Raw genomic sequence first — 5,800 nt, 5'->3', positions numbered from 1 at the left:
CCGGCGCGGGTGCGGGGTCCGGCGCGGGTGCGGGGTCCGGCGCGGGAACGGGTGCGCTCGCGGGTGTGGGGACGGGCGCGGGAGTCGGCGGGACCGCCGCGGACCAGGCCGGTGACGTCGTCCGCTGGGCGGTCTTCTGCTGCGTCCTGGTCCCGGTCGTCCTGCTCGCCTACGGCAGCTCCCTCGGCGGCGCCGCCGGGACCGCGCTCGGCCTCGTCTCGGTGACGGCGGCCTGCCGGGTGCTGCTGCGCCGCTCGGAGCGAGGGATGCGGAGCGAGGGCGTCCGCGGCAGGCGGCGCGGCCAGGACAGGCTCTAGGTTTCCGGGGGTATAAATCGGTCTGAAACGGGGCGCCCATCGGGCCCGCCCCTCGTGGAGTTGACAGGTTCGTACACGCGAACCCATATGTTTTCAGCCAACTTCCATCCGTCGGCGAGTCCTTGGCGGAACGGTTGCCCAACCCCGGCGCCGACACCCGGAAATGCCCCGCCCCAAGGGCTCGCACCCCCCGCGTACGGGGGCGTTCGCCACCCTGCCGCTTCCCCCGGGGGCCTCCTGGGGGAAGACTTCGCGATCGATCGCTTCACGCCAAGTGGCCTTGTCGACAATCCATCGGATGGAGAACTTGTCACGGCGGCGCCACGGGACGCAGTAGATTCGATCATGGGTACCGAAGACTGGGGTCTCGTGCAAAACCGAGGGGAAACGTGCAGGAGCGACACGACCAGGGAGACGCGAACACCGAGGGGGGCTTAGCGTCATGAGCCAGGACTCCACCGCACCGGAGGCCGCACGGAAGCTGACCGGGCGCCGCCGTCGCGAAGTCGTCGCGGTGCTGCTGTTCAGCGGCGGCCCCATCTTCGAGAGCTCCATCCCGCTCTCCGTGTTCGGCATCGACCGGCAGGACGCCGGAGTGCCCCGCTACCGACTGCTCGTCTGTGCGGGCGAGGACGGACCACTGCGGACCACCGGTGGACTCGAACTGACCGCGCCGTACGGCCTGGAGGCGATCAGCCGGGCGGGCACCGTCGTCGTCCCGGCCTGGCGGTCGATCACCTCGCCGCCGCCGCCGGAGGCGCTCGAAGCGCTGCGCCGCGCCCACGAGGAGGGCGCGCGGATCGTCGGTCTGTGCACCGGGGCGTTCGTCCTCGCCGCGGCCGGCCTGCTCGACGGCCGCCCGGCGACGACGCACTGGATGTACGCGCCGACGCTCGCCAAGCGCTACCCGTCGGTCCATGTGGACCCCCGGGAGCTCTTCGTCGACGACGGGGACGTGCTGACGTCCGCGGGCACGGCGGCCGGAATCGATCTGTGTCTGCACATCGTGCGGACCGACCACGGCACGGAGGCCGCGGGCGCCCTGGCGCGCCGGCTGGTCGTCCCGCCGCGGCGCAGCGGCGGTCAGGAGCGCTACCTCGACAGGTCTTTACCCGAGGAGATCGGCGCCGACCCGCTGGCCGAGGTCGTCGCCTGGGCGCTGGAGCACCTCCACGAGCAGTTCGACGTGGAGACCCTGGCTGCCCGCGCGTACATGTCACGGCGGACCTTCGACCGCCGGTTCCGCTCGCTGACCGGATCGGCCCCCCTCCAGTGGCTGATCACCCAGCGGGTGCTGCAGGCGCAGCGGCTGCTCGAGACCTCCGACTACTCGGTCGACGAGGTCGCGGGCAGGTGCGGTTTCCGCTCGCCGGTGGCACTGCGCGGTCACTTCCGGCGGCAGCTCGGCTCCTCGCCGGCCGCCTACCGGGCGGCGTACCGTGCGCGGCGTCCGCAGGGCGATACCGCCACGGCGGTGCTCGACCCGGTCGTGCCCGCCCAGGTCATGGCCGGAATCCGGCGCCCGGCGCTCCCGCTGGACCAGGGGAAGCCGCAGTCCGACGCCTACGCTCCGGGGCGCCCCTCGCTCCCGGGCCAGCGCAGCGCGCCGTAGAGAGAAGACCGCCGCCGCCACAAGCGGCGCGACGCAGGAACGACGGGCCTTCGGGGACATCTCCCCCGGGGGCCCGTCGGCGTGCGTCCCGGCGCTCCGCGCCCCCGTACCCGGCCCGCCGGGGCCCCGCACCGCCGGCCGGGCCGTGGATCCGCGCGGGCCGCCGCCGTCCGTGCGGCCACGACGCGGGCCCCGGGGCGACTCGGCCCGCTCCGACACGGGGAAGAGCCCCTAAGGTGGACGCATGAACGATCGCATGGTGTGGATCGACTGCGAGATGACCGGGCTCTCGCTGACGGACGACGCACTCATCGAGGTGGCCGCACTGGTCACCGACTCGGAACTGAACGTGCTCGGCGACGGGGTGGACATCGTGATCCGCCCGCCGGACACGGCCCTGGAGACCATGCCCGAGATCGTGCGCCAGATGCACACGGCCTCGGGGCTGCTCGACGCGCTCGCCGACGGCACCACGCTCGCCGACGCGGAGGCCCAGGTCCTCGCGTACATCCGCGAGCACGTCAAGGAACCCGGCAAGGCGCCCCTGTGCGGGAACTCGGTCTCCACGGACCGCGGCTTCCTCGCCCGGGACATGCCCGCCCTGGAGAGCCACCTGCACTACCGGATCGTCGATGTCTCCTCGGTCAAGGAGCTGGCCCGCCGCTGGTACCCGAGGGCGTACTTCAACAGTCCGGAGAAGAACGGCAACCACCGGGCGCTCGCCGACATCCGCGAGTCCATCGCGGAGCTGCGCTACTACCGCGAGGCGGTCTTCGTCCCGCAGCCCGGCCCCGACTCGGAGACCGCGAAGCAGATCGCGGCCCGGCACGTCGTACCGGCCGAATAATCCCCTTCACGCAGGGCCGCTCGTGCCCGCACATCAATGCGGGCGCGAGCACCCTCCAGGACCCTGTAGACTTCTTCTCGGCCGGTCGGGGAAACCTTCGGGAAAACCGCCGGTCATGGTGGGTATAGCTCAGATGGTAGAGCACCTGGTTGTGGTCCAGGATGTCGCGGGTTCGAGTCCCGTTACTCACCCTGTTGGTTCAGGCCCCGGTTCGTTTCGAACCGGGGCCTGAGTCGTTCCCTTCCGTGTTCCCCGTCTAGGGTCCCGGTGTGCAGACGAGGTTCGGCGGGGGCGGGTTGGTCCCGGTCCGGGCCGTGAAGCCGCCCGTCCACTGACTGGTGACGGCCTATGTGACGGAACGCACACCCGGGGTCGGTGGGGTCACCGGGGCGAGGGTCTCGGCGATCCCGGCATGCGCGGGCTTCGGCCGGAGGCCGCGCCGGTGATCAGGCGACGGAGCAAGTCGTCCCCCCGAGGGTGAAGGCGGCCGGTACGGGGTTGGCGCCGGCCCAGGTGCCGGTGAAGCCGAAGGAGGCGGAGGCGCCGGCGGGGACGGCGCCGTTCCAGCCGGCGTTCTGGGCGGTGACGTGGGTGCCGGCCTGGACGGGGGTGGCGTTCCACATCTGGCCGACGCGCTGGCCGGCGGGGTGGTCCCAGCCGAGCTTCCAGCCGGTCCACGCGGTGGTGGAGGTGTTGGTGAGGGTGACGTCGGCCTGGAAGCCGCCCTGCCATTGGTTGGTGATCCTGTACGCGACCTTGCAGGCGCCTCCGGCCGGGGGTGTGCCCGGGTCGGTGCCGCCGCCGTCACCGCCGCCGGTCTCGCTCGTGTCGCCGTAGACGATGCCGCGGCCGTTGGTGGAGACGTACACGCGGCCGTAGACGCGCGGGTCGCCGGTGATCGCGCCGCCCGTCCAGCCCCACTGGTGGGCGTCGTCGTTGACGCGGACCCAGCTCGTGCCCGCGTCGGTGGAGCGGAAGATGCCGCGTACGCCGCCGATCTTCGCGCTGGAGAAGAGGGTGGGGTACGTGGCTCCCGGGGCGGCCTTGCCGAAGCCGACGGTGTCGGCCTGCTCGACGCCGGAGACCCTGGTGAAGGTGGCGCCGCCGTCGGTGGAGTGCCAGAGGCCGTAGGTGGCGTCGGGGGCGCCGCCGGAGAGCCAGATGTCGCCCTTCCGGCCGGGGACGGCCTTGAAGCGGACGTCGCCCTTGGCGGGGAGGCCGGTGGCACGGGCGGTGAAGCTCGCGCCGCCGTCCGTGCTGGCGTAGAAGGTGCCGGACGCGAAGCCGTAGAAGGTGAGCGGGTCGACGCGGTCGGACTCGACGGTCGCGTCGGCCGGGATGCCGGCCGAGGCGGTCCACGCGCCGCCGGTGCCGGTGTGGACGCCGGTACCGGCCGGGCTCCAGACGAAGCGGCCGCCGTCGGCGCCCGCGGCGACCGTGCCGCCGCCGGTGACGCCCGAAGGTTCCTGTCCCGCACGCCAGTTGGCGCCGTTGTCGGTGGAGAAGGCGACGCGCGGCCCGCCGTCGAGGTGCCCGGCGCGGACGACGGTGTCGGGCTTGGTCTCGGCGAAGTCGACGCTGGTGGTGGAGGTGAAGTTGGGTCCGGTGAACATCATCGGGGGGACGGCGGCGAGGTCCGTGTGCCGGAAGCCTCCGATGTCGCCAAGCGCGCTGATCAGCGGGGCGCCGGAGGGCGGCGACGCCAGGTCGAGGACGGCGGTCTCCTCCAGTCCCCGCACCATGGGCCGGATCGTGAAGGGCGTGCCCGTGTCCCACTTGCCGAGGTCCTGCGTGCCGTACACGGTGGCGCCCGTGCCGTACATCATGCGGTTCGAGTCGAAGGGGTCGATCTCCAGGGCCTCGGTCATCCAGCCGAGCTTCGGGGTCTGTTCGGGCGGGGCCGGGTTGGCGCCCCAGGTCAGCCAGGGCACGGAGGAGACGTCCATCGTGTAGCGGTTGGCGCGGTTCGGGTACGAGGTGTAGTCCCAGGCCCTGGTCCAGCTGCGGCCGCTGTCGGTGGAGCGGAAGATCTGGGTGTCGGGGTACCAGGAGCTGTAGCCGGAGACCATGACGGTGCCGGGCCGTCGGCGGTCGACGGTGAGGCCGCTGAAGCCGTAGTAGGTGTCGGCCTCGGCGACGGGGCTGATGTCCGTCCAGGTGCCGGTGGCGGTGGTGTACCGCCAGACCTGGCCCTTGCCGCCGTCGTACGGGCCGGCGGTGTCGCTGTACGCGAGGTAGAGGTAGCCGTTCTCGGCGTCGAGGACGCCCTTGTGGGCGAGGTACCCGGTGGGCTGGCCGGGGAGCCGGGTCCAGGTGGCGCCGGCGTCGGTGGAGCGGTAGACGGCGTTCTGCTTGTCGCCGACCCCGACGTAGATGGTGCTGGTGGCGCGGCCCGCCGTACCGGTGGACTCGTCGAAGGTGACCCAGACGATGCCCTGTTCGTCGGAGTTGTAGCCGCTCGTGTCGGTCGGGTCCTGCTGGTGGTTGCCGGGGTTGGTGAAGGAGGTGACCTTCGACCAGGTGACGCCGGAGTCGATGGAGCGCCAGAGGCCGTTGCCGCTGGGGGTGCCGAGGTAGAGGACGCTGTTCCTGTGCGGGTCGACGGCGAGGCGTTCGCCCATCCCGCGGCCCGGCATGTTGCCGCCGAGCTTGAAGGGGAGGTCGGTGCGCTGCCAGGTGGCGCCCCGGTCGGCGGAGCGGAGGACGGCGCCGTTGCCGGGGTCCCAGTCGTTCGTGTACGTGCCGACGGCGGCGTACACCCGGTCGGGGTCGACGCTGTCGGAGGCGAGGCCGACGACGCCGGTGTGACCCCAGTGGTCCCAGTCGACGGAGTCGAGAAGCGGGGTCCAGGAAGCGGTGTCCTGGTTCCAGCGGTAGGCGCCGCCGATGTCGGTGCGGGCGTAGACGAGGTTCTTCTCGGTCCGGTTGAAGACGATGCCGGGGACGAAGCCGCCACCGTCGATCCGGACGTTCTTCCAGGTGTACGAGGAGGCGGCCGGGGTGGCGGAGGAGGCGGCCGTGGAG

General features: G+C 72.2%; 4 protein-coding genes and 1 tRNA gene. 4 read left to right on the top strand and 1 reads right to left on the bottom strand.

Features of this window, described 5'->3' with window-relative positions:
• From AOK00_RS30735 to AOK00_RS30720, 4 genes are all read left to right on the top strand, one after another.
• Window positions 1-317, top strand: a 317-nt coding sequence (locus tag AOK00_RS30735; protein WP_367870064.1) for a hypothetical protein, incomplete at its 5' end; no start/stop codon positions are given.
• A gap of 442 nt (window positions 318-759) precedes the next feature.
• Window positions 760-1,929, top strand: a complete 1,170-nt coding sequence (locus AOK00_RS30730) for a helix-turn-helix domain-containing protein (RefSeq protein WP_055603481.1) — start codon at window positions 760-762, stop codon at window positions 1,927-1,929.
• A 244-nt stretch (window positions 1,930-2,173) separates the two neighbouring features.
• Window positions 2,174-2,776, top strand: coding sequence for an oligoribonuclease (gene orn, locus AOK00_RS30725; protein ID WP_055603480.1), 603 nt, complete (start codon window positions 2,174-2,176; stop codon window positions 2,774-2,776).
• Between the two features lie 118 nt (window positions 2,777-2,894).
• Window positions 2,895-2,967 (top strand) — tRNA-His (locus AOK00_RS30720).
• Between the two features lie 255 nt (window positions 2,968-3,222).
• Here AOK00_RS30720 and AOK00_RS30715 read toward each other — a convergent pair.
• Window positions 3,223-5,800: cellulose binding domain-containing protein (locus tag AOK00_RS30715; protein ID WP_055603479.1), on the bottom strand; the 2,578-nt coding region annotated here is incomplete at its 5' end.

The sequence above is a fragment of the Streptomyces aureus genome (assembly GCF_001418135.1).
Classification (GTDB): domain Bacteria; phylum Actinomycetota; class Actinomycetes; order Streptomycetales; family Streptomycetaceae; genus Streptomyces; species Streptomyces aureus_A.
This window is presented reverse-complemented; position numbering and strand designations above follow the sequence as displayed.

What these genes read in the sequence shown, in the direction of transcription:
- orn (WP_055603480.1), top strand. Translation starts at nt 2,174, where the DNA reads ATGAACGATCGCATGGTGTGGATCGACTGCGAGATGACCGGGCTCTCG.
- AOK00_RS30730 (WP_055603481.1), top strand. Translation starts at nt 760, where the DNA reads ATGAGCCAGGACTCCACCGCACCGGAGGCCGCACGGAAGCTGACCGGG.